Raw genomic sequence first — 23,040 nt, 5'->3', positions numbered from 1 at the left:
CAGTCCAGTTTAGTGCGAACCGAGGACCATCCATTTGTCAGAGCGGGCCCGCAGCCCCAGAGTGACTGCGCGGGCCAGCATGTAGCCCAGCGCGAACGTGACCCAGAGCCACACGAGCCCCGCCGCGCCGTCGGGCCTGGTCACGTGGACTGCCGCCAAAAGCGGCAGATATACCGCGAGGTTCACGACGCCGGCAATCGCCAGGTAGCGGGCATCGCCAGCGCCGATCAGGACGCCGTCCAGGACGAAGACGTAACCCGCGAGGGGCTGCCCGACGGCGAGTACCCAGAGTGCCGCTGTGAGCGCGGACTGAACGCCGGCGTCGGAGGTAAAGAGGAAGCCTGCCCAGGGCGCCGCTACCGCGAGGAGCACGCCGGTCACCACACCGAAACCCACACCCCAGCGGATCATGGTGCGGGTGAGCTCGCGCGCCCTCGCCGCATGTGAGGCTCCGAGTTCCTTGCCGATGAGGGCCTGCGCGGCAATCGCCAAGGCGTCCAGGGCGAAGGCGAGGAAGGAGAAGATGGTCATCGCGAGCTGGTGGGCGGCGAGGTTCACAGACCCTTGGGCAGTGACTATCAGGACGGTTGCCAGGATAGCCAGGCGCAGGCTGAGGGTGCGGAGCATGAGCCATGAACCCACGGTGGTCATCGTGCGGATTCCACGCCAGTGCGGGCGCAGCGAAACGCCGTGGCGCCGGGCATTCCGTCCCACCATGACCAAATAGACGGCGGCCATGGCCCATTGAGCAATGCTGGTGCCGATGGCTGAACCCGCCACGGACAAATGCAGGCCGTAGACAAGGAACCAGTTCAGGGCGATGTTGATAGCGAACCCCGCCGTTGCGACCACCAACGGCGTGCGGGTGTCCTGCAGTCCGCGCAAGACGCCGGTGCCAGCGAAGATCAAAAGCATGGCGACGAGTCCCGGCATGGACCAGCGCAGATAGTCGACGGCGTATGCCCGCACCTCGCCGCTGGCTCCAAGCAACCCGACCAGCGGCTCAGCCGCGAAGAAGCCGGCCACGGCGAGGACGGTGCCCAGCAGCAAGGCCAGCCAGACGCCGTCGCGCCCTGCGGCCAGCGCCTTGGCGAGCTTTCCGTGCCCGATGGCCCGCGCCACAGCGGGAGTTGTCGAATATGCCAGAAACACCATAAGTCCGACGGCGGTGTACAGCAGGGTGGAGGCCAGCCCCACCCCCGCCAGTTGAGGGACGCCAAGGTGCCCCACAATGGCGGAGTCAGCCAAGAGGAAGAGGGGCTCGGCAATGAGCGCCCCAAAGGCTGGGACAGCCAAGCGCAGGATCTCGCGGGCAGTGGAGGGCGTGGTGGGACGGGTCACTGTTTGGGGCACTTTCCCAGCCTAGCGGGGCACCGGCATGTAGCTTGGTGAGGTGTCGCTCGAGCATCCCATCACCGTTTCCGTCGCCCGCACCATCACTCCCGGTTACACCCGCCAAGCCAACGCATGGGCCCACGCTGGCCAGGAACTCGCCCGGGAATGGCCCGGCTACCTGGGTTCAGGGTGGGTGCGCACGGCGGCCGATTCCGATGAATGGCACATGCTTTACCGCTTCGCGGACGCTGAAACCCTGCAGGCTTGGGAGGAATCCGAAGAGCGCCGATGGTGGATTGAAAGCGCCACCGAGCTCATGGAGGTCACCCGGGTGGAGCGCCGTTCCGGGATCGAGGGATGGTTTTCCCAACCCGGCGACGTGAACCTCGTTGTCCCGGAGACCGCAGTGCCGCCACGGTGGAAGCAGGCCGTCAGCATCTTCCTGCCGTTCTTTCCTTTGAGCCTGCTGGCCAATTTCCTGCTGCACCCCTTGGTCCTGGGCTGGCCGCTGGTCCTACAGGTTCTGTTGAACATCTGTATCCTGACGCCACTCATGGTCTACATTTTCCTGCCGGTCACCACGCGGCTCCTGAAGCCCTGGTTGGAAGCAAAGCGGAAGGGCCAGTCGTGAACCGCTACCTGCTCTCCACAGACAAAGCCCGGATCGACCGTGACTGGCTGTGGGCCGAACTTTCAACCAAGGTCTATTGGAGCCGGTGGCGGACCCGCGCAGACGTGGAGGCCCAACTGGACAATGCTTGGCGCATAGTGGGCGCCTTCGACGCTCAAACCGGCGCCATGGTGGGTTTTGCGCGGGCGTTTTCCGCGCGAGGTCAAGCGTTGGGCAAGGCGATGGTAGCGGAAATGGTCGACGGCGGTCCGGGAGCCAACTTCCGCTGGATGCTGCACACCACGGATGCCCATGGACTGTACCGCCAGTTCGGTTTTGAGGAACCTGATGCGAGGTATCTGGAAAGGCGCGAGCAAAGGTAGCACCGGGCCACGGTTGTTTGACACTTTCAGCAAAGTTCGAAAGGCTTGAGTTGAAGCTTCAACAAATTGAGCCTTATCCTTGGGAGCTTCACGACAGCCACCCGCTACCCGAAAAACGGTGCAAAAACATGAACCAGTCCACCCTGACCAACACAGCCCTTACCGTCCTGCGCGTCATCGTCGGCTTCATCTTCGCCGCGCATGGCTGGCAGAAATTCACCGAGTTCACTATCGCCGGCACACAGGCCGCCTTTGGCAAGATGGGCGTACCCGCCGCCGACGTCGTGGCCCCGATCGTGGCAACCATCGAACTTGTCGGGGGCATCGCCCTCATCGCGGGCGTGCTGACCCGAGTCTTCGGCGCCCTCCTTGCACTGGACATGCTCGGCGCCCTGTTCCTGGTCCACGCTCCGGCTGGCCTGTTTGCCGACAAGGGTGGGTACGAACTTGTCCTGGCCCTCGCCGCTGCAGCGGCAGCCGTGGCCCTAACCGGCGCCGGACGGATCTCCATCGACGCCGCCGTCTTCGGCCGGCAGGGTTCCAAGCTGGGCATCCTCGCCTAGGATCACGTGCGCGGCAGCACTGGCGACACCCAGTGCGCTGCCGACATCCGAACGGGCTGGCGACACCGGAATTCCGAATTACGGCGTCGCTGGTTCGTTTGCGCGTCGCTGGTCCGATTCGGCGTCGCCAGCCCGTCATACAGCGCATCAGTATCCGCGCCGTCGATACACTCACGTCATGAGCGAGCTCCCCTCACACTCCGTCACGCTGCGGTTCCTGGCCTCCCCCACCGACGTCGGGCACAGCGGGTCCGTCGACGCCGGCACTGTCCTTGAGTGGGTGGACAAGGCCGCTTACGCGGCTGCTGTTGGCTGGTCAAAGTCCTATTGCGTCACGGCATATGTCGGCAACATCCATTTCGCCGACCCCGTGAACAGCGGAGACATGGTCGAGGTCGAAGCGACCATCGTCTACACGGGCCGCTCTTCCATGCACATCCGGACCATCGTGTCCTCCGGCGATCCCAAGGGCGGGCCGGCCACGATGCGCAGCCAGTGCCTGGTGATCTTCGTTGCGGTCGGTCCCGACGGCCGCCCGGTTCCAGTCCCCCAGTTCGAGCCTTCGACGCCTGAGGAAATCGAGCAGCGAGACAACGCCCTCGCGCGGATCGCCGTGCGGGAAAAGATCGTCGAAGCCATGAACGCACAGGAATATACCGACGCCGGCACGGCCGAGCGCGTTGTCCTCCGCTTCATGGCGGCGCCTACTGATGTGAACTGGGGCGGGAAGGTCCACGGCGGCATAGTCATGAAGTGGATCGACGAGGCCGCCTACGTCTGCGCTTCCCGGTACTGCGGCAAGGACACCGTGGCGGTGTTCTCCGGCGGCGTGCGATTCTATCGCCCGCTCTTGATCGGCGACGTAGTGGAAGTAGAAGCCCGGCTCGTCTATACAGGCCACAAGGGCATGCATATTGCAGTCCATGTGCGCTCCGGAAACCCCCGGAGCCGTCAGATGAACCTGACCACCTACTGCCTCACGGTCATGGTGGCCAGGGACGAGACCGGCACGTCCGTTCCGATCCCGCCCTGGGTGCCGGAAACCGACGAGGATCGCCGCCTTCAGGCCCACGCCCGCGAACTACTGGAGATCCGAGGGAGGGCTCCCGGAAACCGGATGCCGGATCATCTGCTCAATGGCGGTTAGGCGTTCCGTCGGGGTCTGGCGCCGCGAAGTCCGGGGCGGGAAGATGTCCTCATGTTGGCTGACGAACGGTTCGTCGCACTAATCGACGAATTCAGGGCTCTCCCGGGCGTGAGCGTGCCTGGTGAACCGGGGCAGCATGGTTTCGGTTCCTCGGCGTTGAGGGTTCACGGCTCGATTTTCGCGATGGTTTCGGGAGGCAGGCTTGTTGTGAAGCTGCCACGGGATCGTGTCAGCGCCCTGATCGGGGCCCGAACCGGGGCGCCGTTCGACGCCGGAAAGGGGCGTGCCATGAAGGAGTGGCTCACGGTTATGGCCGACGATCAGGAGTCATGGCTCGCCCTCGCCCGTGAGGCCCTGGACTTCGTAGGGTCTGCGCACCACTAGGCAGCCAGGCATGAAAGTCATCCAGCCGGAGGCTAGAACCCGCCACCGCCGCCAGTCTCGCCGGCCATGTTGGCGAAGCGGGAGTAATGCCCCTGGAAGGCAACCACGATGTCCTTGGTGGGACCGTTACGGTGCTTGGCGATGAGGATGTCAGCCTCGCCGGCACGGGGGGATTCCTTGTCGTAGACGTCCTCGCGGTGAAGCAGGATGACCATGTCGGCGTCCTGCTCGATGGAACCGGATTCACGGAGGTCCGAGACCATCGGCCGCTTGTCCTGGCGCTGTTCGGATCCACGGTTGAGCTGCGAGAGCGCGATGACCGGAACCTGCAGCTCCTTGGCCAACAGCTTGAGGGCACGCGAGAATTCGGAGACTTCCTGCTGGCGGGATTCCACCTTCTTGCCGGAGCTCATGAGTTGGAGGTAGTCGAGGATCACCAGTTTGAGGTCGTGCTGCTGCTTCAGGCGGCGGCACTTGGCCCTGATTTCCATGAGGGACATATTGGGGCTGTCATCGATGAACAATGGCGCATCGTTCATGCGGCCCATCGTGGTGGCGATCTTGGACCACTGCTCGTCCTTGATGGTGCCCTTGCGCAGGTCCTGGAGGCCAATGGTGGCTTCCGCGGACAGCAGGCGCATGGCGATTTCGTTCCGCCCCATTTCGAGGGAGAACATCACGGTGGCGAGGTTGTGCTTGATGGCAGCGGAACGGGCGAAGTCCAGCGCGAACGTGGACTTACCGACGGCGGGGCGCGCGGCGATGACGATCATCTGACCCGGGTGCAGGCCGTGGGTGAGCTCATCGAGTTCATAGAACCCGGTGGGGACACCCGTCATGCCTTCTCCGCGGTGGCCGGATGCCTCGATCTCGTCAACGGTGGATTCCATGACGTCCTTGAGCGCCACGTAGTCTTCCGCCGTGCGGCGTTCGGCCACGGCATAGATCTCGGCCTGGGCCTGGTTGACGAGGTCTTCGACCTCTCCGTCCTGGCCGTAGCCCATCTGGACGATCTTGGTGCCGGCGCTGACGAGTCGGCGCAGGACGGCTCGCTCAGCCACGATTTCGGCGTAGTAGCCGGCGTTGGCCGCCGTGGGCACGGTCTGGATGAGCTCGTGCAGGTAGGCAGGGCCGCCGATCCTGTTGATCTCGCCGCGTTTGGTCAGCTCATCGGACACTGTGACGGCATCGGCAGGTTCGCCGCGGCCGTAGAGATCGATGATGGACTCGTAGATCGTCTCGTGGGCCGGGCGGTAGAAGTCATGGCCGCGGACAATTTCCACGACATCGGCAATGGCATCCTTGGACAGCATCATGCCGCCGAGAACTGATTGCTCAGCGGGAATGTCCTGGGGAGGTTTGCGGCTGGCGTCCGATGTCCGGCCGCCCTCGATCGAATCCAAGTGCGTAACTGACAAGCCGTCCTCCATTGTGTACCGCGCAGATAACTGTTCCCGGCGGTGCGGTAGGCCAATGCCCAGGTGTGGGTTGCTCCGACCGCGCCGTTTATGCCGGCTGGTCCAAACTGTTCCGTAGGGCACCGACAATTTTGGTTCCCCGAGATTTCCACAACTTATCCACAGACAGGTCCGCGGGCGCGCTGCTTTTCGACGGCACCGAGGTGTCGTCCACAAGAAACAGGGGTTTTCCAAGTACCTAAAGCAGGTACTCAGCCACGTTAGCCCTGCTTTTCCGAGGCACCAAGCCGGGCCTGTGGATAAAGTGTGGAATACACACCCCTACTTGTGCACAGTCTGTGCATGACCCTGTGGAAAGAGAAATTCTTTTTCCGGCAAATAGCCCCTGAGCTGGGGAAACGTTCTTCAAGCCATGTGGATCAAAAGTATTTTCTCCAGGGGATCATCCACAGGCCGATTCGCTCAATGCGCGCCTCTCCCCTCACTCAAGCGCCCCAGGAGGGATAAATATGTCGAAAATGTGATACTCCCCACAATCTCTCCCGGAATTTGACAGCCGGCTCTCAGAAGCTATGCCGTAGCAGGAATGTGCTGTGGATAACCGCGTTCTGACATAAGCTCTAGGTATGGGTTTCACCATTGGGGATGTACTGCTGGTCGCAATGCCCGTTGTCATCCTTGTGGCTGTGATTTGGGCCCTGACGGCGGCATTCAAGCCACGCAACTCCGGGTTGTCCGACGCCGAGCGCTATCAACGTGAGCTGGCCGCCCGCTCGGCAGCCCACCAGGCCGCCCAAGTGCAGGCGGCGACGGCGGCAAGGGCCCGTATCGATGCGTCCACCAGGCCGAGCCAAAACGCGCAGCAGCAGTCGCAGCAGGACAGCCAGTCGCGGGCCGCGCTCAGGGCGCAAGCCGGGGCCAGCCCGGGGGTCGGCCAGGCCGGCTACAACGGCCCCATTCTGCCCAACGGGCAGTTGAATCCACCGTTCGCCCTGCAATTGCAGGGAATGGTCCGCAGTGGGCAGAAGATCCAGGCGATCAAGCTCCTGCGCCAGCAAACCCACTCGGACTTGTTGACCGCCAAGAACTACATAGATCGGCTTTAGCGCATGTCATCCCTACTCGTTCCGGTCTTGATCCTGGCGGCCGTCGTCGTCGGCGTGCTGCTGATCAGCCGGCTGCTCTCCCGCCGCTCCGCGGAACTTCGCGACAATGCCGCCACCGGCAAGGCTGCCGTGGACCCTGTGGAGCTGGCCCGCGAGGCCGCCGCGAAGCTCAGTGAGGACCAACACCGGCAGCTGTATTCCCTGATCGCCCAGGGTCAGGCCATGGCGGCCATCAAGCTGTACCTCAGCGCCACCGGGGAGGGGCTGCGTGCCTCACGGGACGCCGTCGGCGCCCTTGCAGCGCACCCGCAGCCCTTCCGCAAGCCCGAACCCGCCCCGCAGGACCTCATGCCCGACGACGACGAGCCGGAACACTTCCCGTACCGTTACCGGGCAATCGTCAGCAAGGGCGACGTCACACGTGAAGTGAGCAGCAATATGCTCAATGACGAGATCTACGGACGGATCCGGACCCTGGCCAAGAGCGGCGACATCGAAGCAGCAGCGTTGGCCCTGACCAAGCATTCCGATATCAGCATGAAGCAGGCCCGGGAGTTCATCGAGCTGCTCGACGACTAGTGCCCGGAGCGGCGCAGCCCGGCTCGCCTAGCGTCCCGCGGTGATCCCCGCGAGGAGTTGCTCAAATGGCAGGGATTCCATGGCATCCGCCTTGCGGTGCGGCTGCTCGCCGCTCAGGAGCCGGGTCAGCTCGCTGGCCGCGCGGTCCACGCGGACCGATAGCGGCGACGCTCCGTCGTCGGTGTTTCCCCAGTCCTGGGGCCCGGCGAAAACGGACGTCTGGGTTATCCGGGTGCGAAGGTAGGTGAAGAGCGGACGCATCGCGTAGTCGAGCACCATTTGGTGCCGGTCGGTGCCGCCCGTGGCGCCGAGAAGAACTGCCTTGCCGTCCAGGGACTTCGGGTCCAGAACGTCGATGAAGGACTTGAACAGCCCGCTGTAGGAGGCGCTGAAGACGGGCGTCACGGCGATGATGCCATCAGAATCCTCGACGCCGGCGATCACCTCCGTGAGGCGGGGTGCGGCATACCCGGTGACGAAGTTGTTGGCGATATCCACAGCCAGGTCCCGGAGTTCGATAACGTCCACCCGCACCTCGTACCCTGCATCGCCCAGCTGACGCTTGGCCGACGCAGCGAGCTGGTCTGCAAGAAGCCTGCTCGACGACGGTACGCCAAGTCCGGCGGAAAGGACGGTTATGCGGCGGGTCTCCATGGCGATCTCCTGTTACTGGGCGGTTCGATGGCTTCAAACCAGAGTACATGCGTTTGCATCTATACTCCCAAACTGTGCCTCCGCACTTTTTATTCCCCTGCTAGAGACGCACGGTTCCCTGGATGCACATCACCGAGCTCCCGCCTACCCAGATGTCGCCGTCTTCCGCTTTGACGTGGATGCGTCCCGCCCGGCCCAGCACCGTACCCTGCGCGGCGACGTATTGCTCCGGAGCCCGGCCGCTGCCGATCAGCCACTGGGCGGCCCCCGCATTAAAGCTTCCCGTGACGGGGTCCTCCACCATGGCGTCTCCCGGAATGAACGTCCGGACTTCGAAATCGACGCCGGCACCCGGTTCATGGGGACCGATCACACCAACCTTGAGATCCCCTAAAGCCGCAAGGTCCGGCTCAAGGCCAAGGACCTGCTCGGACGATTCGAGCAGCACGCCGATCCATTGCGGGCCGTTGACCAGCCACGAAGCATCCGAAAGTGCGGTTCGGGGCAGGCGGAGTCCGGCGGCCAACTGTTCCATGATGGGCTCGCCCACGGGCCCGAAGCGGGTCAGTGGCGGCGCAGCGAAGGCGAGGCGGCCGCCGTCGAGTTTTACCTTGACCAAGCCTGCGCCGCATTCCTGGACCAGCATCCCTTCCTGCTTAGGCACTCCCCCGGACGCCAGCCAAGCATGCGCCGAGCCGAGCGTCGGATGTCCCGCGAAAGGAAATTCCTCGCTGCCGGTAAAGATCCGGACCCGGTAATCGGCCGCAGGATCACCCGGCGGCAGCAGGAAAGTGGTTTCAGACAGGTTGGTCCAGTTTGCAAAGTGCTGCATCTGCTCCGCGCTGAGCCCTTCAGCGTCAACGACGACGGCAAGCGGATTGCCGAGGTATGGCACGTCAGTGAAGACATCCACTTGCGAGAAGGGCCGGGTGCGCATCGTTTCAAGGTTCACCCCGGCAGGCTATCAAGTTCCCCCGTCTTCCTTGGCGCGAACTGGCAGCTAATGCCCCTCACGAGGCCGCCAGAGGGCATCTACTGCCAGTTCGCGTCCCCCGAAACCGCGCAAAACAAAGGACCCCCACCTCCGGAAACCGGAGACGGGGGTCCTTCGAGCTACGTCAGAACTTACTTTGCCGCAACGACCTCGAGGTCGATGACAGCGGAAACGTCCTCGTGCAGACGGACGTTGGCCTGGTACGAACCAAGTGACTTGATGTGGTTCGGCAGTTCAACGTTGCGCTTGTCGATGGAGCCGAGGCCAGCGGCCTCAACTGCAGCAGCGACATCAGCCGGCTTGACGGTGCCGAAGAGACGACCGGACTCGCCGGCCTTCACTACGAGCTTGACCTTCTTGGAGGAAAGCGCAGAAGCCTGGGCCTGTGCAGCTTCAACCGAAGCGTGGGCACGAGCAGCGCGGGCAGCCTTGATGGACTCAACCTGCTTCTCGCCACCCTTGGTCCAGGTCAGAGCGAAGCCGCGGGGCAGCAGGAAGTTACGTGCGTAACCGTCCTTGACCTCGACAACATCGCCAGCAGCACCGAGACCGGTTACTTCGTGGGTCAGAATGAGCTTTGCCATGTTAGTTAATCCCTTCCTTAGCCGCGGCCAGCGCCGGAGTAAGGCAGCAGAGCAACTTCGCGGGCGTTTTTGATTGCCTGGGCGATTTTGCGCTGTTCCTGCACCGTAACGCCAGTGACGCGACGGGCGCGGATCTTTCCGCGGTCGGAGATGAACTTGCGCAGCAATGCTACGTCCTTGTAGTCGATGACGGTGATGTCAGCGGCCTTCAAGGGGTTGGACTTTGGTTTGGGCTTACGGAGTTCAGCCTTAGCCATCGTGGAGCTCCTTTTCTATGGAGCCCGTGGATATGGATCCACGGGATGGTGGTGCTCGACGGCGGGTGCCACCCGGGTGCCTCGCGGCACTTCCGGCGCGTTCCGGCGTCGAACTTGTGAGTATTTAGAAGGGAGGTTCGGAATCCGGGCCGTTGCCCCATCCACCCGCATTGCTGACGCCCGGGGTAGCCCAGGGGTCTTCCTGCGGTGCGGATTGGCCGCCGCCCCATGTTCCGCCGGAGTTGCCGCCCTGGCTTGCACCAGCGCCGCCACCTCCGAAGCCGCCGCTGTTGTTGCCGCCGCCGAAGCCGCCCTGACCACCCTGACCGCCGGAGCGCTGGGTGCGGTTGACCTTGGCGTTGGCGTAACGCAGGCTCGGGCCGATTTCATCGACTTCGAGCTCGATAACGGTGCGCTTCTCGCCTTCTTTGGTTTCGTAGGAACGGCTCTTCAGTCGGCCGGAAACGATCACGCGCATGCCCTTGGTCAGGGATTCGGCGACGTTTTCAGCTGCTTCACGCCATACCGATGCGCGGAGGAACAGGGTTTCCCCGTCCTTCCACTCATTGGACTGGCGATCGAAGGTCCGGGGAGTAGAAGCGATGGTGAAGTTCGCTACCGCCGAGCCTGACGGTGTGAACCGCAGTTCGGGGTCATTGGTGAGATTACCGATGACCGTAATAGTGGTTTCGCCTGCCATCTACTGCCTCCTTGTTCGTTCCTGCGGGGTAAAGATTGAAAGCCGGGAGCTGAAATTACTCAGCAACGACCTTCTGCTCTTCGGGGCGGGTGATCTTGGTGCGCATGATGGTCTCGTTGAGACTCAGCTGGCGGTCAAGTTCCTTGGCGGTTTCCGGCTTGGCGGTGAAGTTCACCACGGCGTAGATACCTTCGGACTTCTTCTTGATGTCGTAAGCAAGGCGACGGCGGCCCCAGATGTCAACCTTTTCGATGGTTCCACCATCGGTGGTGATGACACTGAGGAACTTCTGAAGCGTCGGCTCTACCGTACGCTCTTCGACCTCGGGGTCGATGATTACCATCAATTCGTAAGGACGCATATGTGAACCCACCTCCTTTGGGCTAAGCGGTTACGGCATTTCCGTAACAGGAGGTTCATTTGCGATGAACAATGCTGCTGACCGCTTCCAGAAGCGGAAGCAGGGCGCAGCACAGACTTCAATATCTTAGTCCATTTCCCGCCTCTAAGCCTATTCGGCGTGTCGGCAAGGTGGAATGAGCGACGGCGCATATGTGGAAAACCCAGGTATGTGGATAACTCCCGCGGAACCGGCGCGCCAGCCTCAGGCACACTGAACACATGACCATCCTGAAATCCGTTGCACTCTTCATCCTTGCGGCCATCGCCGAGATCGGCGGGGCCTGGCTCGTGTGGCAATCGGTCAAGGAAGCCAAGCCCTGGTGGTGGGCCGGACTCGGGATCGTGGCCCTGGGCATCTACGGGTTCGTGGCGGCGTTCCAGCCGGACGCACACTTCGGCCGCGTGCTTGCCGCATATGGAGGGGTGTTCATCGCCGGATCATTGGCTTGGGGAATGCTCATGGACGGTTTCCGCCCGGACCGTTGGGACGTCATCGGCGCCATGATCTGCATCCTGGGCGTCGCCGTCATCATGTTCGCGCCCCGATCGGCGAATTGACGACAGTCCGGCCAACACCCGTGCCATGATCTGACTATGAACGCCGCAGCAAAGAACCAACGTCCGAAGTCTGCCCGTGCCAAACGTTCCCGATTGCGATTCGGGCTGATGATCGTCACCGGCATCGCTGCCGCGGTGGCGACCGGGATCTGGGGTCAGTGGATTTACGCACCCGCCGCGGGCTGGGCGGTTGCAGCGGTGGTCTACAACATTTTCGTGTGGACAGTCATCACCCCGATGAAGGCCGATCAGACGAGAAGCCATGCTACGGAAGAGGATCCGCGGCGCTCCACCGCCGACCTCCTCATCCTGTGTGCTGCCGTCGGTTCGCTCGCTGCCGTCGTGCTGGTGATGATCGGCGCCAAGGACGCGCACGGATTCGATAAATTCATGCTCGCCCTGCTGGCCCTCGTTGGTGCGGCGGCCTCGTGGCTCCTGGTCCACACCCTCTTCACCCTGCGCTACGCCGAGGTGTACTACACGTCCGATCCACCCCAAGGCATCGAGTTCAACCAAAAAGAACCGCCACAGTACACGGATTTCGCCTACATGGCGTTCAGCCTCGGGATGACCTACCAGGTCTCGGACACGTCGATCACCACCAGGGCAATGCGCTCCGCCGCATTGCGGCACAGCCTGCTCGCCTACGTTTTCGGCGTCGGGATCCTGGCTACGACCATCAACCTCGTGGTGAGCCTCGCGTCCTGAGCTAGATCGCCGTCCGGAAGAACAACTCCGCCACCGTGGCCAAATGGCGCGGGTCGTCAACGCCGCATAGCTCGCGTGCCGAGTGCATCGACAATAGCGGCACGCCGACGTCGACCGTGCGGATCCCCAGGCGGGTAGCCGTCAGCGGACCGATGGTCGAGCCGCACGGGACATCATTGTTGGAGACGAACTCCTGGTAAGGGATGCCCGCCTCGCCGCAGAGCCGGGCCCAGAAGGCCGCGCCGGTGGCGTCCGTCGCGTAACGCTGGTTGGCGTTGATCTTGAGAAGCGGTCCGCCATTGAGGATCGGCCGGTTGGCCGGATCGTGCCGCTCAGGGTAGTTGGGATGGACGGCATGGCCGGCATCCGCGGAAACACAGAACGACGCCGACAACGCCTGCCGCCGTTCACTCACTGTGGCGCCCAATCCGTCGGAGATCCGGGTGAGGATGTCTTCGAGAATGGGTCCGCAGGCGCCGGAGCGCGAGGCCGAGCCGATTTCTTCGTGGTCGAAGGCGGCCAGCACGGCGATGGGTCCCCCGGCCGGCGCACCAGCAGCTGCGTGCGCAATGAGTGCGGCAAGCCCGGCGTGGGTCGAAGAGAGGTTGTCGAGCCGCCCTGAAGCGAAGAACTCGCCCTTGGCACCGAACTGCTCAGGCGCCTGGGTGTCCGCGACGACGATGTCGTAGCCGCCGATCTGCGCGGGATCCACGGAAGCCCCGGCCACGTAGTCCGCCAGGATTGCGAGGACGTCCGCGGAACCGGGATCGCCGAGCCCGAAAACCGGGTTCATGTGCTGTTGCTTGTCGAGCGTGAGGCCGTCATTGACAGCCCGGTCCAGGTGGATGGCCAACTGCGGGAAGCGCAGGAGCGGTCCGGTAGCTGTGAGGTGCTGGGTGCCGTCCAGCATCACGAGCCGGCCCGCGAGCCGAAGCTCACGGTCCAGCCAGGAGTTCAACAAGGGGCCTCCGTAGACCTCCACGCCGGCCTGGAGCCAGCCGAACTTTCCTGTCGTCGGCTTGGGCTTGAGCTTGAACGACGGAGAATCCGTGTGGGCGCCGAGGATATTGAACGCCGTGGTCGGAGTCGCGCCTTCCGGAATCACCCAGGCAATGAGGGCGCCATCCCGGATCACGTAGAAGCTGCCAGCCCCGCCCTCCCATGGCTGAAGTTCATCAAGAGCCGTGAAACCTGCCGCATCGAGGCGGCGCGCGGCCTCGTGGACGGCGTGAAAGCTCGACGGCGATGCGCTCACATACGCGCCAAGGTCCTGGATGTGTTCTGCAGCGGAGTTCGAAGGCATGGCTCCGAGTCTAGTTCGCTGGTCCTCTTGCGCGTCACCAGTAAGCCGCGTCGTTAGTAATCCGGGTTGCTCGGGATCACGAGTCCTGTTTCGTAGGCGTAGACCACCACTTGGACCCGGTCGCGCAAGTGCAGCTTGGTGAGGATCCGCCGGACGTGGGTCTTGACTGTCGCTTCGGACAGGAAGAACTTGTGCGCGATTTCCGCGTTGGACAGCCCTCCGGCTATAGCCTCCAGCATCTCGGTTTCGCGAGGCGTCAATCCTTCGAGCAGCGGATCGCGGGGTTGGGCCGTAGCCTGGCCGGGTACGCGGCCTCCGCGGACGTAGGTCTCCAGGAGCCTCTGGGTGACCCTCGGAGCCACCACGGCGTCGCCGCTGGCCACAAGCCGGACGCCCTGGACCAACTCCGCAGGCGCAACATCCTTCAGCAGGAACGCGGAGGCCCCTGCCTGAAGGCCTGAGAAGGCATATTCATCGAGGTCGAAAGTAGTCAGGATGATGATCCTGGCGTTGGATGCCGAGGCCGTGATCCGCCGTGTGGCTTCAATTCCATCCACGGCAGGCATCCGGACGTCCATGAGCACCACGTCCGGTTCCAGTTCCTCGACCTTCCGGACTGCTTCGGCGCCGTCGGAGGCTTCGCCCACCACCTCGAGATCGTCTTCGCCTTCCAGGATCAGCCGAAATCCCATGCGCAGCAAGGGCTGGTCGTCCACCAGCAGAACCCTGATGGGAGCATTGTCAGTCATGATTTCCCCTTGTCCCCATTCCAGTTCAGCTCCGCATGAACGCGCCACCCGCCGTGTATTCCAGGACCGGCATCCACCGTTCCAGCATAGATTCCTGCACGTTCACGCATCCCCGCGATGCCTTGGCCCGTTCCCAGGACCGCCTCTTCGGTGCCCGGATCCCGGGAGCCCCGGCCGTCGTCGAGCACTTCAATGGTGACCGAGTCGCCCTCCCGCACGATCCTCACATCCACTTGGCTCAAGGAACGGCCGTACCTGAGCACGTTTGTCAGGGATTCTTGCACGATCCGGTAGACGGTGAGCTGGAACGCCGGGTCCTCAGGAAGGGCAGGTCCCGTGTGCGAATAGTGCAACGGCAGCCCCGCCGTCCGGAATCCATCCAGCAGTTTGCTCAAGTCGTGCCCGGAAACCAAAGGCTCCAAAGGCGCCGGACGCGCGGAGTCTTCCCGCAGCACGCCGAGGACGCGGCGCATGTCCGCCAGCGCAGTCCTGCCAGTGCGGGACAACTCACCGAGCACCTCACCCGCGCGCTCGGGATCCTTCTTGACCACGACGGCGGCGCCGTCCGAGAGGCTGATCATGACGGTGAGGGAGTGGGCCACGACGTTGTGCATCTCCCGGGCGATCCGGTTGCGTTCGGTCACGGAACCCAAGCGGGCCGTGCGGGCTGCCCAGGCCCTGATTTCGCTCTCGTGCTCACGCCGCTGCCGCACCGAAATGCCGATGCCGGTGGCGATCAGGTTGGACAGCAAAATGCTGACCGCGGCGGCGATGTTGCTGATGAGGTGGAAATTCTCCGGAATCGCCTCTCCGTTGGCTGGGGCCGCCGGGCTGGTCCACATGAACAGATACACGAGGGTCAGCGGCAGGCTCGCGGCGCCAAACACCGTCAATGCGAAGGTCCGGGCCCTCGCCACGGCCACCGCGTACAGCGCAAACCACAGTCCTGCCGAGACGTTCGACCCCCAGGGATTCAGCAGCGTCACGGCCACTTCGAGGACCGCAACGGCCGCAGTGACACTAAGCGGGTTGCGGCGTCGAAGGAACAGGATGGCGGCAATGGCAAGGAGCAGCAGGGCGGCGAACCATTTGCCTTCCACCATGGAGCTGATGAAGGTAGGCAGTGCCAGGAGCGAATAGCAAAGCACCACCACTGCGTCCATGACCCGCGGGTGCTCAAAGAGATAGCGGCGGATCCTGCCGCGGCGGCGCAGCGTGATTTCAGCAAAGGACGCATCGGCCACGTGGGCCGACGCGTCCTGTGCTGGCAACTCTTCACTCATGGCTCGAGCCTAGTGGCCTTGGCCGGAGCGGGTGTCCCTGGATTGCGAATCAGGTGATCGCGAATCAGACGTCGCGCTTCTTGAGCACAATGAGGGCAGGAATCATGAACAAGATCACGTAGCCAAGGAACACGAGGCCGCCCGCCCACGGATCCAGGGTGCCGTCTACGTGGCCGATCGACAAGAAGCGACCACCGGCCTCACTGGGCAGGTACTGCGGGACGTACTTCCAGAAGTCTCCAGGTGCGAGGCCGAGGAACTGGCCAGCGAACGGGAGGACGAACATGATGCCCACCAGGACAGTGATGCCGCCGGCCGGGTTCTTCAGCAGTGTTCCGAGCGAGAGGCCGATCAGCGCTACCCCGGAGACGTAAAGGCCACCGGTGAAAACGCTGTAGAGGACGCCGTCTGTGTTCCAGCCAAGGTCAAGGCCGAAGTTGGCGAACATGGGTGACGCCAACAGGAAGGTCACGACGCCGGCCACTAGCGAAAGCACGTAGGACACCACAACCAGGACCACGGCTTTGGCACCGAAAGTGGAGAGCCGGCCCGGTGCCGCGTTCATGGTTGACCGGATCATGCCGGTGGCGTACTCGGAAGCAATGAAGAGTACGGCCAGGGAACCCATGACGAGGATGCCGATATTGAGTCCGGCGTTCGGCAGGTTGTAAAGGTTGAATCCCGAACCTGGCGGGAAGGAGTCAACGGCTTGCTGCACCGTTTCCTTGTGACCCTGCCGGCCGACTTCGACCATCTGGTTGATGAAGTTCCAGCGGACCAGGGCGGACAGGAGGCCGATGCCGACAATTGCCACGAAGGTCAGGACCAACAGAAGCTTGGTGCTCATGAGGGTGCGGAACTTGATGGATTCGGAGTTCAATACCCGGAGGAAAGTGACGCCACCGGTCCCGGCTGACGGGACCGCATGTTTCTTGCTGATGGTGGTGGTGCTCATGACTGGATCCCTTCCAAATTGGCAGCGGAGGTGGCGCCGACGCCGGCAGGGCTTCCGTCCAGAGGCCCGCCTGGTGCTGCCGGTCCGCCGGTGATGTGCGAGTGGTATTCCACTTCGTCCTTGGTCAGCTGGAAGTAGGCCTCTTCCAGCGACGACGTGAGCGGAGTGAGCTCGTAGACCAGTACCCGGTTGTCGAGGGCGAGCTCGGCAATGCGGACCGGCTCCACTCCGTACACTTCCAAGGTTTCACGTTCGTTCTGCTCCACGCGGACACCGTCGCGGGCCAGCAACTCGGACAAGCGAGTGGTCTCGGAGGTTCGGACCAAAGTGCGCTTGCGGCTCTGGCTCTCGATCAGCGCATCCACCGTAGTGTCGGCAATGATCCTGCCGCGACCGATCACAATGAGGTGGTCCGCGGTCTGGGCCATCTCGGACATGAGGTGGCTGGAAATGAAGATGGTCTTGCCCTGGCTTGCCAGGTAGCGTGCAAGGTTCCTGACCCACTGGACGCCCTCGGGGTCCAGTCCGTTGACCGGTTCGTCGAGGATGAGCGTCTGGGGATCACCCAGCAGTGCGTTGGCGATGCCAAGCCGCTGGCCCATGCCGAGGGAGAACCCTCCGGCCTTCTTCTTGGCAACTGCGGTGAGGCCTGTCATCTCGATGACTTCCTCGACGCGCGAGTTCGGAATCCCGTGGGTTGCGGCCATGGCGCGCAGGTGGTTGTACGCGCTGCGGCTGGTGTGCACCGCCTTGGCATCGAGCAGCGCTCCGACTTGGTGGAGCGGGGCTTTGTGCTGGGAGTAGTGCCGGCCGTTGACGATGACGTCGCCCGACGTCGGACGGTCGAGACCCATGATCATGCGCATGGTGGTGGACTTGCCGGCGCCGTTCGGGCCAAGGAAGCCCGTGACTTTCCCGGGCTGTACGGTGAAGCTGATTCCGTCCACGGCTGTCTTTGCGCCGTAGACCTTCCTCAAGCCTGTTGCTTCAATCATGGAAGCGTTCCCTCCGCTTGCTGCAGCTATGTGGTGACTGTAAGTACAACGCTAACCACCGGTGCGACGGAATTCGCCGGTCTCAGGGATGATTCAGGGGCCGCTCAGGGTAGTCCCTATGGATGATTCCGGTCGCGGTCAGGTCTTCCCGGGCACCGGGAAAGCGCTAGCAAACTCTAGTAAAGCGGCGAATACACCCGCAGCGCCCGGCGCTTGACAGTGAACTCCGCGGTCCGCACACCAGCCAACGGCTCGCCGTCGACCGCAATCACCAGCGGTTCTCCGATCGCTTCGATGCTGAGCTCCGCAGCCTCGCTAAGGTGGGTCACCTTGGAGGTACCCACGGTTCCGGTGAGGACCGCCCACAGCAGACGCAGCCGCGCGAAAGGCTCATCGGCCGTGACCATACGGATGTCCAACACGCCGTCGTCAAGCACAGGACGCGTCAGCGGCGCCAGGTCCCGCGGGTAGTAGCGGCCACGGCCCAGGTAGAGGATCCACAACGTGTGAGGGACGCCGTTGATCCGGAGGGTGGTCGGCGTCGCCGCGCCGAAGGTGCGCAGGCCTGCGACGAGTCCCGCGAGGGGCTTCCCCAGGGCGGGCTGCAGCCGTTCGCGTCGCCGCACCAGGTTGGGATAGACACCGATGCTTGCCGTATTGAGCATGATGAGCTCGGTGGTCTCGTCCTTGCCATCGACGCCGCGGCCCGCGCTCACATGGCCCAGGTCTGTCCATGCTGCTGCTCCCGTTTTGGCGGCCTGTAGGGCCCCTTCCAGCGATCGGGCGTCTACGTCACGTGCGAAATGGTTCAGCGTTCCGCCGGGCAGCACCAGCAAGGGCAGTGAGTGCTCGACGGCGGCCGCCGCGGCAGTGCCGACCGTTCCGTCGCCGCCCCACACGCCCAAGGCCTTCGTCCCGGGGCGCCCTGCTGCGGCCCGGATTTCTTCAACCACGTCATCACCATCGGAAATCAGACTTATATGCGACTTGGGGAATATTTCTCGAAGCTGCGTCTCGGTGTCCGGCGAGTAGGAACCGCCGAGGGCGTTGACCGCAATGCTTAGCCCCTCGCCGTCGCCGACTGCGGGGGCATCGGCCGGTGAACGGTCTGTATCCGGAACGGGAGGTCTGGCCGGCCACCACTTTCGGGTCAGGAGTGCCGCTCCGGCCCCTATCGCCGAGCCGAGCACGACGTCGGAGGGCCAGTGGGCGCCTGTATGAACCCGGGAATACGCCACACCTGCCGCAACAGGAGCAAGAGCTCCACCAAGACGGGGATATACCAGCGCGACGCCAAGAGTGAATGCAACGGCAGACGCCGAATGGCCCGAAGGCATCGAGGAACTGGTGGGCTGCGGGTTGACAAAGCGAAAAGCCGGAAGGAGTTCGGGCAACGGCCGCGCCCGCGGAAGCAGCGTCTTGAAACCCAGATTGGTGACGGCCGACGCAACGCCAAGGGCCAGGAGTCCGTGGATCGCCGCGTTGCGGGGTTTACCGGGAAATCCCGCGCAAACTCCAGCTACGGCAAACCATAGCTTGCCCTTTGTTGCGGCCTCCGAAAGGTTTTTCAGAACGGCGTCATGCGAGCCCTCCGGCCACCGCGAGACTGCTCGGACCGCCGCCCGATCGAGTCGCGCTATCCGCCCTGATCCCCATCGCAGCATGCTTCGCATTCCACCAGACTATCGGCGGACTGTTAAAGAAGTGGGATAGTGGGGGTCGTTCTTCCCCCACAAACAAACTCGAGGGAAACGGCACGCCCCGCAGGGCGTCACATAGGGTAAACCATCAGGTAGCACTCGGTCTTCTCCAAGAGAGCGATCATAGTCTTCGGGCATGCTCTCAAAGCCTCAACTCATCAACAGCGGCATCGGGGTGGCCGTTATCGGCATTGCCGCCGGCGCCTTCTTCGTGCTGAACGGCGTGCCGCAAACCGCCGCCGACACCACCGCCCGCACCGTCGCGGTCAGCGCAGCGGACCTCGCCGCCGTCTCTACGGCGAGCGGAAACGTCTCGCCCGCAAGCACCACGGTCATCAACGCGCAGAACTGCACCGGGCCCATCGCCACTGTTTCCGCTGTGACCGGTCAGCAAGTCACGGCCGGGCAGGTGCTGGTGACCATTGATCCGACGAACGCCCAGAATGCCCTGGCCGTCGCCCAGGCCCAACTGGATTCCGCCGCCGCGCAGGCAAACCAACAGCAGGCCTCGGCAAGCAACCAGGTAGCTTCGGCGAATCAGAGCCTGGCCAACGCCCAACAAACGGCCAACCTGGACGCGAGCCAGCAGGCCAGTGCCGTCGCCGCCGCGCAGACAGCCGTGAACAATGACAATGCGACTGTCGCTGCGGCTCAGACCGCTGCCAGCGCCCAGCCCAGCAGCCAGCCGGCCCAGAACGCGCTCAATACGGCACAGGCCCAGCTGGCGAAGGACAACCAGGCACTGACCCAAGCCGTCAACCAGCAAGCCAGCTCGGCCCTCAAGGACAAAGAGCAGATTGCCTCGGCTGCGACGGCCCTCAATTCCGCCCAAAGCGGTGGCGGCGCCACATCCAATACGACGTCGGCCCAGATTGCCGTCGACACCGCAACCAAGAACCTGGCGTCCTGCTCACTCGCGGCCCCGGTTTCAGGAACGGTCACCGCTGTGAACGCCGTCGTCGGAGGCAATGCCGGCAGCAGCTCCGGCTCATCCTCTTCCGGGTCGTCCGGTTCCGGCTCCTCCGGAGCTTCCGGTTCCGCTGGCACTTCCGCAAGCTCCGCGAGCACATCGTCTTCCGGACTGATCACCATCAGCGACACCGCGCACCTGCAGGTCATCGCCAACTTCGCCGAATCGGACATTGCCGCCATGAAGACCGGCGACTCAGCCACCTTCACTTTCCCGGCGCTCAAGACCGACCCCTCCGCGCCACCCGTCACCGGGACCATAACCGCGATCGCCCAGAACGCCACAACCACGAACAACGTGGTCAGCTACCCCGTGACGATCTCCATCAAGAACCCCCCGGCCGCCCTCCGGCTCGGCCAGAGCGCAAACATCTCCGTGACCACGGCTACCGCCAAGAACGCTTTGACGGTGCCTTCGCTGGCCATCACCACCACGGGAACACGGCAGACCGTCAACGTCATGAAGAACGGGACCACGACGGCGGTGACCATCACCACCGGGATCACTGACAACGGGCGCACCCAGGTGCTCACGGGACTCAGTGCGGGCGATCAGATTGAACTCCCGGCCATCTCCTCCACCCTGGACACCACCGGCACTACCGGACGGACCGGGACGGGCGGACTTGGCGGAACGGGAGGGTTCGGTGGTACAGGCGGCGCCGGAGTTACGGGCGGCACCGGTGGCACCCGCGGAAATGGCGGGTAAGCAGCCGTGAACGACGCCGTCATCCAACTGGACTCCGTGAGCAAGATCTATGGCAAAGGGGAGGCCGAAGTACGGGCACTCGATTCCGTCAGCATCTCCATTGACCGGGGCGACTTCGTGGCCATCATCGGCGCCTCGGGCTCGGGAAAGTCCACGATGATGAACATCATCGGCTGCCTCGACGGCGCCACCCAGGGGACTTATCACCTGGACGGCATCGATACCGGGACCCTGGACGAATTCCAGCTCGCCCAGATCCGCAACCGGAAAATCGGCTTCGTCTTCCAGAACTTCAACCTGATTCCGCGCACGCGTGCAGTGGACAACGTGTCCATGCCCCTCGCGTACGCAAAAGTGCACCGCAAGGAACGGCGCGAGCGGGCCGTGGAAGTGCTCGGTTCGGTGGGTTTGGCGGAGCGGGCCGACCACAAGCCTTCGCAGCTCTCCGGCGGACAGCAACAGCGTGTTGCCATCGCCCGGGCGCTCGTGACCAACCCGGTGCTGCTGCTGGCCGACGAGCCGACGGGAGCCTTGGACACCAAGTCCTCGCACGAGATCCTGGATCTCTTCGAGTCCTTGCACGCCAATGGCCGGACCATCGTGATGATCACCCACGAAGCCGACGTCGCGGCGCGGGCCAACCGCGTCGTACGCTTCCAGGACGGGCACATCATTGAGGACCACCGGGTCCGTGCAGTTAATGCGCACCCTGTAGCGACGGCGGTGCCGGCATGATGATCGCCGAATCAGTCCGCTTCGCCCTGACCGGGGTGATGGCCAACAAGATGCGCTCCATCCTCACCACCCTGGGCATCCTGATCGGCATCGCATCCGTCATCATCCTGCTGGCCGTGGGCGCCGGAACCTCCAACGCCATCAAGGCCCAGATCGGCAAGCTGGGAACCAACGTGCTCACTGTGAGCCGCCAGACGACGGCGGGCGGCCGCGCCGCGGGCGGCGGGCAAGCCGTCACCGGTCCGCGGTCCCGTGGCACCAACCTCACGCTGCAGGACATGGCCGCGCTGACGGATCCCGTCATGGCCCCCGACGTCGCCGCAACGGCTCCGGTGGTCACGGCACAGAACGTCACGGGTACTTACCAGGACGCAACCCACGCGATCGCAACGTTCGTGGGGACCACGCCGTCGTACTTTTCCATTTCGAACGACACCCTCGCGGCGGGGTCCTACTTCAGCGACGGTGACGCAAGCAGCGGCACCGCAGTGGCCGTGATCGGCAATACCGTGGCGCAGGACCTGGTGGGCAGCTCGGTGACCTCGGCCGTGGGGCAGACGATCGCCCTCAACGGCCAGAACTTCGTGGTCTCCGGCGTGCTGGCCCAAAAAGGGTCCTCGGGGCTCAACGATCCAGACGACATTGTGGTGATCCCCTACAGTGCGGCCCAGGACAAGTTCACCGGATACTCGCCGTCCCTCGCCTCCATCACGGTCCAGGCGAAGTCGGCGGACGTGATGAACCAGGCCCAGAACGAGGTCCAGATGATCCTCGATGCCCGGCACAACGTCACCTCCGCCAACCGCGACTATCAAGTGCGGAACCAGGCGCAGATCCTCACGACGGCTACCACCACCACGGCCACGCTGACCATCCTTTTGGGCGCTGTGGCCGGCATTTCGCTCCTGGTGGGAGGAATCGGCGTCATGAACATCATGCTCGTCACGGTCACCGAACGTACCCGCGAAATCGGCATCCGCAAGGCGATCGGAGCCTCGCGGGGCAGCATCGTGAGCCAGTTCCTCATCGAATCGCTCATCATTTCGCTGATCGGCGGGGTCCTCGGAATCGCCGCGGGCTACATCGGGAGCGCCTTCCCCCTGCTGGGAACTCAACCCGAAGTCCAGTGGTGGACGGTGTGGCTGTCGTTCCTGGTATCCGCGGCGATCGGCCTGATTTTCGGAATCTACCCGGCCAACAAGGCAGCGAAACTGCGGCCGATCGACGCCCTGCGGTACGAATAACCGCCCACAGTTCCAG

Annotated in this window: 26 protein-coding genes; 12 read left to right on the top strand and 14 right to left on the bottom strand. The window is 63.6% G+C overall.

Annotated features, from left to right (window positions below; genetic code table 11):
* Positions 1–9: 9 nt before the first annotated feature.
* Positions 10–1,353 (bottom strand): MATE family efflux transporter, encoded by a 1,344-nt coding sequence (locus ACSVHC_RS11335; protein ID WP_437771918.1) that lies wholly within the window; start codon positions 1,351–1,353, stop codon positions 10–12.
* 40 nt (positions 1,354–1,393) lie between these two features.
* Here ACSVHC_RS11335 and ACSVHC_RS11330 point away from each other — a divergent pair, with 40 nt between their 5' ends.
* The 5 genes from ACSVHC_RS11330 to ACSVHC_RS11310 all read left to right on the top strand — a co-directional run bounded on the left by ACSVHC_RS11330 (position 1,394) and on the right by ACSVHC_RS11310 (position 4,422).
* On the top strand, positions 1,394–1,966 hold the full coding sequence (locus tag ACSVHC_RS11330) for an antibiotic biosynthesis monooxygenase (RefSeq protein ID WP_437771919.1): 573 nt from the start codon (positions 1,394–1,396) through the stop codon (positions 1,964–1,966).
* On the top strand, positions 1,963–2,328 hold the full coding sequence (locus tag ACSVHC_RS11325; RefSeq protein ID WP_437771920.1) for a GNAT family N-acetyltransferase: 366 nt from the start codon (positions 1,963–1,965) through the stop codon (positions 2,326–2,328). The genes ACSVHC_RS11330 and ACSVHC_RS11325 overlap by 4 nt, the downstream gene beginning before the upstream one ends.
* Before the next feature lie 128 nt (positions 2,329–2,456).
* Positions 2,457–2,891: a DoxX family protein gene (locus tag ACSVHC_RS11320; protein ID WP_437771921.1), complete on the top strand. Its 435-nt coding sequence runs from the start codon at positions 2,457–2,459 to the stop codon at positions 2,889–2,891.
* A gap of 178 nt (positions 2,892–3,069) precedes the next feature.
* On the top strand, positions 3,070–4,038 hold the full coding sequence (locus ACSVHC_RS11315; RefSeq protein ID WP_437771922.1) for an acyl-CoA thioesterase: 969 nt from the start codon (positions 3,070–3,072) through the stop codon (positions 4,036–4,038).
* A 51-nt stretch (positions 4,039–4,089) separates the two neighbouring features.
* Positions 4,090–4,422: a hypothetical protein gene (locus ACSVHC_RS11310; protein WP_437771923.1), complete on the top strand. Its 333-nt coding sequence runs from the start codon at positions 4,090–4,092 to the stop codon at positions 4,420–4,422.
* Positions 4,423–4,454: 32 nt separating this feature from the next.
* Here ACSVHC_RS11310 and dnaB read toward each other — a convergent pair whose 3' ends face one another.
* Positions 4,455–5,840: a replicative DNA helicase gene (gene dnaB, locus ACSVHC_RS11305; RefSeq protein WP_437771924.1), complete on the bottom strand. Its 1,386-nt coding sequence runs from the start codon at positions 5,838–5,840 to the stop codon at positions 4,455–4,457.
* Between the two features lie 626 nt (positions 5,841–6,466).
* Between dnaB and ACSVHC_RS11300 the strand changes: the two genes are divergently transcribed.
* Together ACSVHC_RS11300 and ACSVHC_RS11295 are read left to right on the top strand one after the other, a co-directional pair.
* A complete protein-coding gene (locus ACSVHC_RS11300) occupies positions 6,467–6,946 on the top strand; it encodes a hypothetical protein (RefSeq protein ID WP_437771925.1) in 480 nt (159 codons plus the stop codon).
* A 3-nt stretch (positions 6,947–6,949) separates the two neighbouring features.
* The gene (locus tag ACSVHC_RS11295) at positions 6,950–7,525 is read left to right on the top strand and encodes a hypothetical protein (protein WP_437771926.1); all 576 of its coding nucleotides are present in this window, start codon (positions 6,950–6,952) and stop codon (positions 7,523–7,525) included.
* 27 nt (positions 7,526–7,552) lie between these two features.
* Here ACSVHC_RS11295 and ACSVHC_RS11290 read toward each other — a convergent pair whose 3' ends face one another.
* The 6 genes from ACSVHC_RS11290 to rpsF form a co-directional block, all read right to left on the bottom strand.
* Entirely contained in the window at positions 7,553–8,179 is a 627-nt protein-coding gene (locus ACSVHC_RS11290; protein WP_437771927.1) for an FMN reductase, read from the bottom strand.
* 100 nt (positions 8,180–8,279) lie between these two features.
* Positions 8,280–9,116 (bottom strand): PhzF family phenazine biosynthesis protein, encoded by an 837-nt coding sequence (locus ACSVHC_RS11285; RefSeq protein WP_437774105.1) that lies wholly within the window; start codon positions 9,114–9,116, stop codon positions 8,280–8,282.
* Positions 9,117–9,304: 188 nt separating this feature from the next.
* Positions 9,305–9,757, bottom strand: a complete 453-nt coding sequence (gene rplI / locus ACSVHC_RS11280; RefSeq protein WP_236813849.1) for a 50S ribosomal protein L9 — start codon at positions 9,755–9,757, stop codon at positions 9,305–9,307.
* Between the two features lie 17 nt (positions 9,758–9,774).
* The gene (gene rpsR, locus ACSVHC_RS11275; RefSeq protein WP_003800144.1) at positions 9,775–10,014 is read right to left on the bottom strand and encodes a 30S ribosomal protein S18; all 240 of its coding nucleotides are present in this window, start codon (positions 10,012–10,014) and stop codon (positions 9,775–9,777) included.
* A 124-nt stretch (positions 10,015–10,138) separates the two neighbouring features.
* Positions 10,139–10,714, bottom strand: coding sequence for a single-stranded DNA-binding protein (locus ACSVHC_RS11270; RefSeq protein WP_265978099.1), 576 nt, complete (start codon positions 10,712–10,714; stop codon positions 10,139–10,141).
* 55 nt (positions 10,715–10,769) lie between these two features.
* Positions 10,770–11,075, bottom strand: coding sequence for a 30S ribosomal protein S6 (gene rpsF, locus ACSVHC_RS11265; RefSeq protein WP_265978101.1), 306 nt, complete (start codon positions 11,073–11,075; stop codon positions 10,770–10,772).
* A gap of 260 nt (positions 11,076–11,335) precedes the next feature.
* On the opposite strand from rpsF, the gene ACSVHC_RS11260 reads away from it, so the two are divergent.
* Together ACSVHC_RS11260 and ACSVHC_RS11255 are read left to right on the top strand one after the other, a co-directional pair.
* A complete protein-coding gene (locus ACSVHC_RS11260; protein WP_437771928.1) occupies positions 11,336–11,674 on the top strand; it encodes a YnfA family protein in 339 nt (112 codons plus the stop codon).
* A 36-nt stretch (positions 11,675–11,710) separates the two neighbouring features.
* Complete coding sequence (locus tag ACSVHC_RS11255) at positions 11,711–12,382, top strand: DUF1345 domain-containing protein (RefSeq protein ID WP_437771929.1); 672 nt, start codon at positions 11,711–11,713, stop codon at positions 12,380–12,382.
* 1 nt (position 12,383) lies between these two features.
* On the opposite strand, the gene ACSVHC_RS11250 is transcribed toward ACSVHC_RS11255, so the two are convergent.
* The 6 genes from ACSVHC_RS11250 to ACSVHC_RS11225 form a co-directional block, all read right to left on the bottom strand.
* Positions 12,384–13,685 carry a M18 family aminopeptidase gene (locus tag ACSVHC_RS11250; protein ID WP_437771930.1) on the bottom strand — a complete coding sequence of 434 codons (1,302 nt, stop codon included), beginning with the start codon at positions 13,683–13,685 and terminating at the stop codon, positions 12,384–12,386.
* A gap of 53 nt (positions 13,686–13,738) precedes the next feature.
* A complete protein-coding gene (locus ACSVHC_RS11245; RefSeq protein WP_437771931.1) occupies positions 13,739–14,434 on the bottom strand; it encodes a response regulator in 696 nt (231 codons plus the stop codon).
* Positions 14,431–15,717 (bottom strand): sensor histidine kinase, encoded by a 1,287-nt coding sequence (locus ACSVHC_RS11240; RefSeq protein WP_439180937.1) that lies wholly within the window; start codon positions 15,715–15,717, stop codon positions 14,431–14,433. Before ACSVHC_RS11240 ends, ACSVHC_RS11245 begins: the two co-directional genes overlap by 4 nt.
* 64 nt (positions 15,718–15,781) lie before the next feature.
* Positions 15,782–16,672: an ABC transporter permease gene (locus tag ACSVHC_RS11235; RefSeq protein WP_437771933.1), complete on the bottom strand. Its 891-nt coding sequence runs from the start codon at positions 16,670–16,672 to the stop codon at positions 15,782–15,784.
* A complete protein-coding gene (locus ACSVHC_RS11230) occupies positions 16,669–17,667 on the bottom strand; it encodes an ABC transporter ATP-binding protein (protein WP_437771934.1) in 999 nt (332 codons plus the stop codon). The genes ACSVHC_RS11235 and ACSVHC_RS11230 overlap by 4 nt, the downstream gene beginning before the upstream one ends.
* Before the next feature lie 176 nt (positions 17,668–17,843).
* Positions 17,844–19,340, bottom strand: a complete 1,497-nt coding sequence (locus ACSVHC_RS11225; RefSeq protein ID WP_437771935.1) for a bifunctional phosphatase PAP2/diacylglycerol kinase family protein — start codon at positions 19,338–19,340, stop codon at positions 17,844–17,846.
* Positions 19,341–19,503: 163 nt separating this feature from the next.
* Here ACSVHC_RS11225 and ACSVHC_RS11220 point away from each other — a divergent pair, with 163 nt between their 5' ends.
* From ACSVHC_RS11220 to ACSVHC_RS11210, 3 genes are read left to right on the top strand one after another with little or no spacing between them, the layout of a single operon-like run.
* A complete protein-coding gene (locus tag ACSVHC_RS11220; RefSeq protein WP_439180936.1) occupies positions 19,504–21,045 on the top strand; it encodes an efflux RND transporter periplasmic adaptor subunit in 1,542 nt (513 codons plus the stop codon).
* A 6-nt stretch (positions 21,046–21,051) separates the two neighbouring features.
* A complete protein-coding gene (locus ACSVHC_RS11215) occupies positions 21,052–21,780 on the top strand; it encodes an ABC transporter ATP-binding protein (protein ID WP_437771937.1) in 729 nt (242 codons plus the stop codon).
* Entirely contained in the window at positions 21,777–23,024 is a 1,248-nt protein-coding gene (locus ACSVHC_RS11210; protein ID WP_437771938.1) for an ABC transporter permease, read from the top strand. Before ACSVHC_RS11215 ends, ACSVHC_RS11210 begins: the two co-directional genes overlap by 4 nt.
* Positions 23,025–23,040: the final 16 nt, after the last annotated feature.

The organism is Arthrobacter sp. KNU-44, assembly GCF_051843155.1.
Classification (GTDB): Bacteria; Actinomycetota; Actinomycetes; order Actinomycetales; family Micrococcaceae; genus Arthrobacter.
Note: the sequence above shows the minus strand (reverse complement) of the source record. Positions and strands in the feature narration are given on the sequence as shown.

What these genes read in the sequence shown, in the direction of transcription:
- ACSVHC_RS11320 (WP_437771921.1), top strand. Translation starts at nt 2,457, where the DNA reads ATGAACCAGTCCACCCTGACCAACACAGCCCTTACCGTCCTGCGCGTC.
- ACSVHC_RS11315 (WP_437771922.1), top strand. Translation starts at nt 3,070, where the DNA reads ATGAGCGAGCTCCCCTCACACTCCGTCACGCTGCGGTTCCTGGCCTCC.
- ACSVHC_RS11310 (WP_437771923.1), top strand. Translation starts at nt 4,090, where the DNA reads ATGTTGGCTGACGAACGGTTCGTCGCACTAATCGACGAATTCAGGGCT.
- ACSVHC_RS11300 (WP_437771925.1), top strand. Translation starts at nt 6,467, where the DNA reads ATGGGTTTCACCATTGGGGATGTACTGCTGGTCGCAATGCCCGTTGTC.
- ACSVHC_RS11295 (WP_437771926.1), top strand. Translation starts at nt 6,950, where the DNA reads ATGTCATCCCTACTCGTTCCGGTCTTGATCCTGGCGGCCGTCGTCGTC.
- ACSVHC_RS11290 (WP_437771927.1), bottom strand. Translation starts at nt 8,179, where the DNA reads ATGGAGACCCGCCGCATAACCGTCCTTTCCGCCGGACTTGGCGTACCG.
- ACSVHC_RS11285 (WP_437774105.1), bottom strand. Translation starts at nt 9,116, where the DNA reads ATGCGCACCCGGCCCTTCTCGCAAGTGGATGTCTTCACTGACGTGCCA.
- rplI (WP_236813849.1), bottom strand. Translation starts at nt 9,757, where the DNA reads ATGGCAAAGCTCATTCTGACCCACGAAGTAACCGGTCTCGGTGCTGCT.
- rpsR (WP_003800144.1), bottom strand. Translation starts at nt 10,014, where the DNA reads ATGGCTAAGGCTGAACTCCGTAAGCCCAAACCAAAGTCCAACCCCTTG.
- ACSVHC_RS11270 (WP_265978099.1), bottom strand. Translation starts at nt 10,714, where the DNA reads ATGGCAGGCGAAACCACTATTACGGTCATCGGTAATCTCACCAATGAC.
- rpsF (WP_265978101.1), bottom strand. Translation starts at nt 11,075, where the DNA reads ATGCGTCCTTACGAATTGATGGTAATCATCGACCCCGAGGTCGAAGAG.
- ACSVHC_RS11260 (WP_437771928.1), top strand. Translation starts at nt 11,336, where the DNA reads ATGACCATCCTGAAATCCGTTGCACTCTTCATCCTTGCGGCCATCGCC.
- ACSVHC_RS11255 (WP_437771929.1), top strand. Translation starts at nt 11,711, where the DNA reads ATGAACGCCGCAGCAAAGAACCAACGTCCGAAGTCTGCCCGTGCCAAA.
- ACSVHC_RS11250 (WP_437771930.1), bottom strand. Translation starts at nt 13,685, where the DNA reads ATGCCTTCGAACTCCGCTGCAGAACACATCCAGGACCTTGGCGCGTAT.
- ACSVHC_RS11245 (WP_437771931.1), bottom strand. Translation starts at nt 14,434, where the DNA reads ATGACTGACAATGCTCCCATCAGGGTTCTGCTGGTGGACGACCAGCCC.
- ACSVHC_RS11240 (WP_439180937.1), bottom strand. Translation starts at nt 15,717, where the DNA reads ATGAGTGAAGAGTTGCCAGCACAGGACGCGTCGGCCCACGTGGCCGAT.
- ACSVHC_RS11235 (WP_437771933.1), bottom strand. Translation starts at nt 16,672, where the DNA reads ATGAGCACCACCACCATCAGCAAGAAACATGCGGTCCCGTCAGCCGGG.
- ACSVHC_RS11230 (WP_437771934.1), bottom strand. Translation starts at nt 17,667, where the DNA reads ATGATTGAAGCAACAGGCTTGAGGAAGGTCTACGGCGCAAAGACAGCC.
- ACSVHC_RS11225 (WP_437771935.1), bottom strand. Translation starts at nt 19,340, where the DNA reads ATGCGAAGCATGCTGCGATGGGGATCAGGGCGGATAGCGCGACTCGAT.
- ACSVHC_RS11220 (WP_439180936.1), top strand. Translation starts at nt 19,504, where the DNA reads ATGCTCTCAAAGCCTCAACTCATCAACAGCGGCATCGGGGTGGCCGTT.
- ACSVHC_RS11210 (WP_437771938.1), top strand. Translation starts at nt 21,777, where the DNA reads ATGATGATCGCCGAATCAGTCCGCTTCGCCCTGACCGGGGTGATGGCC.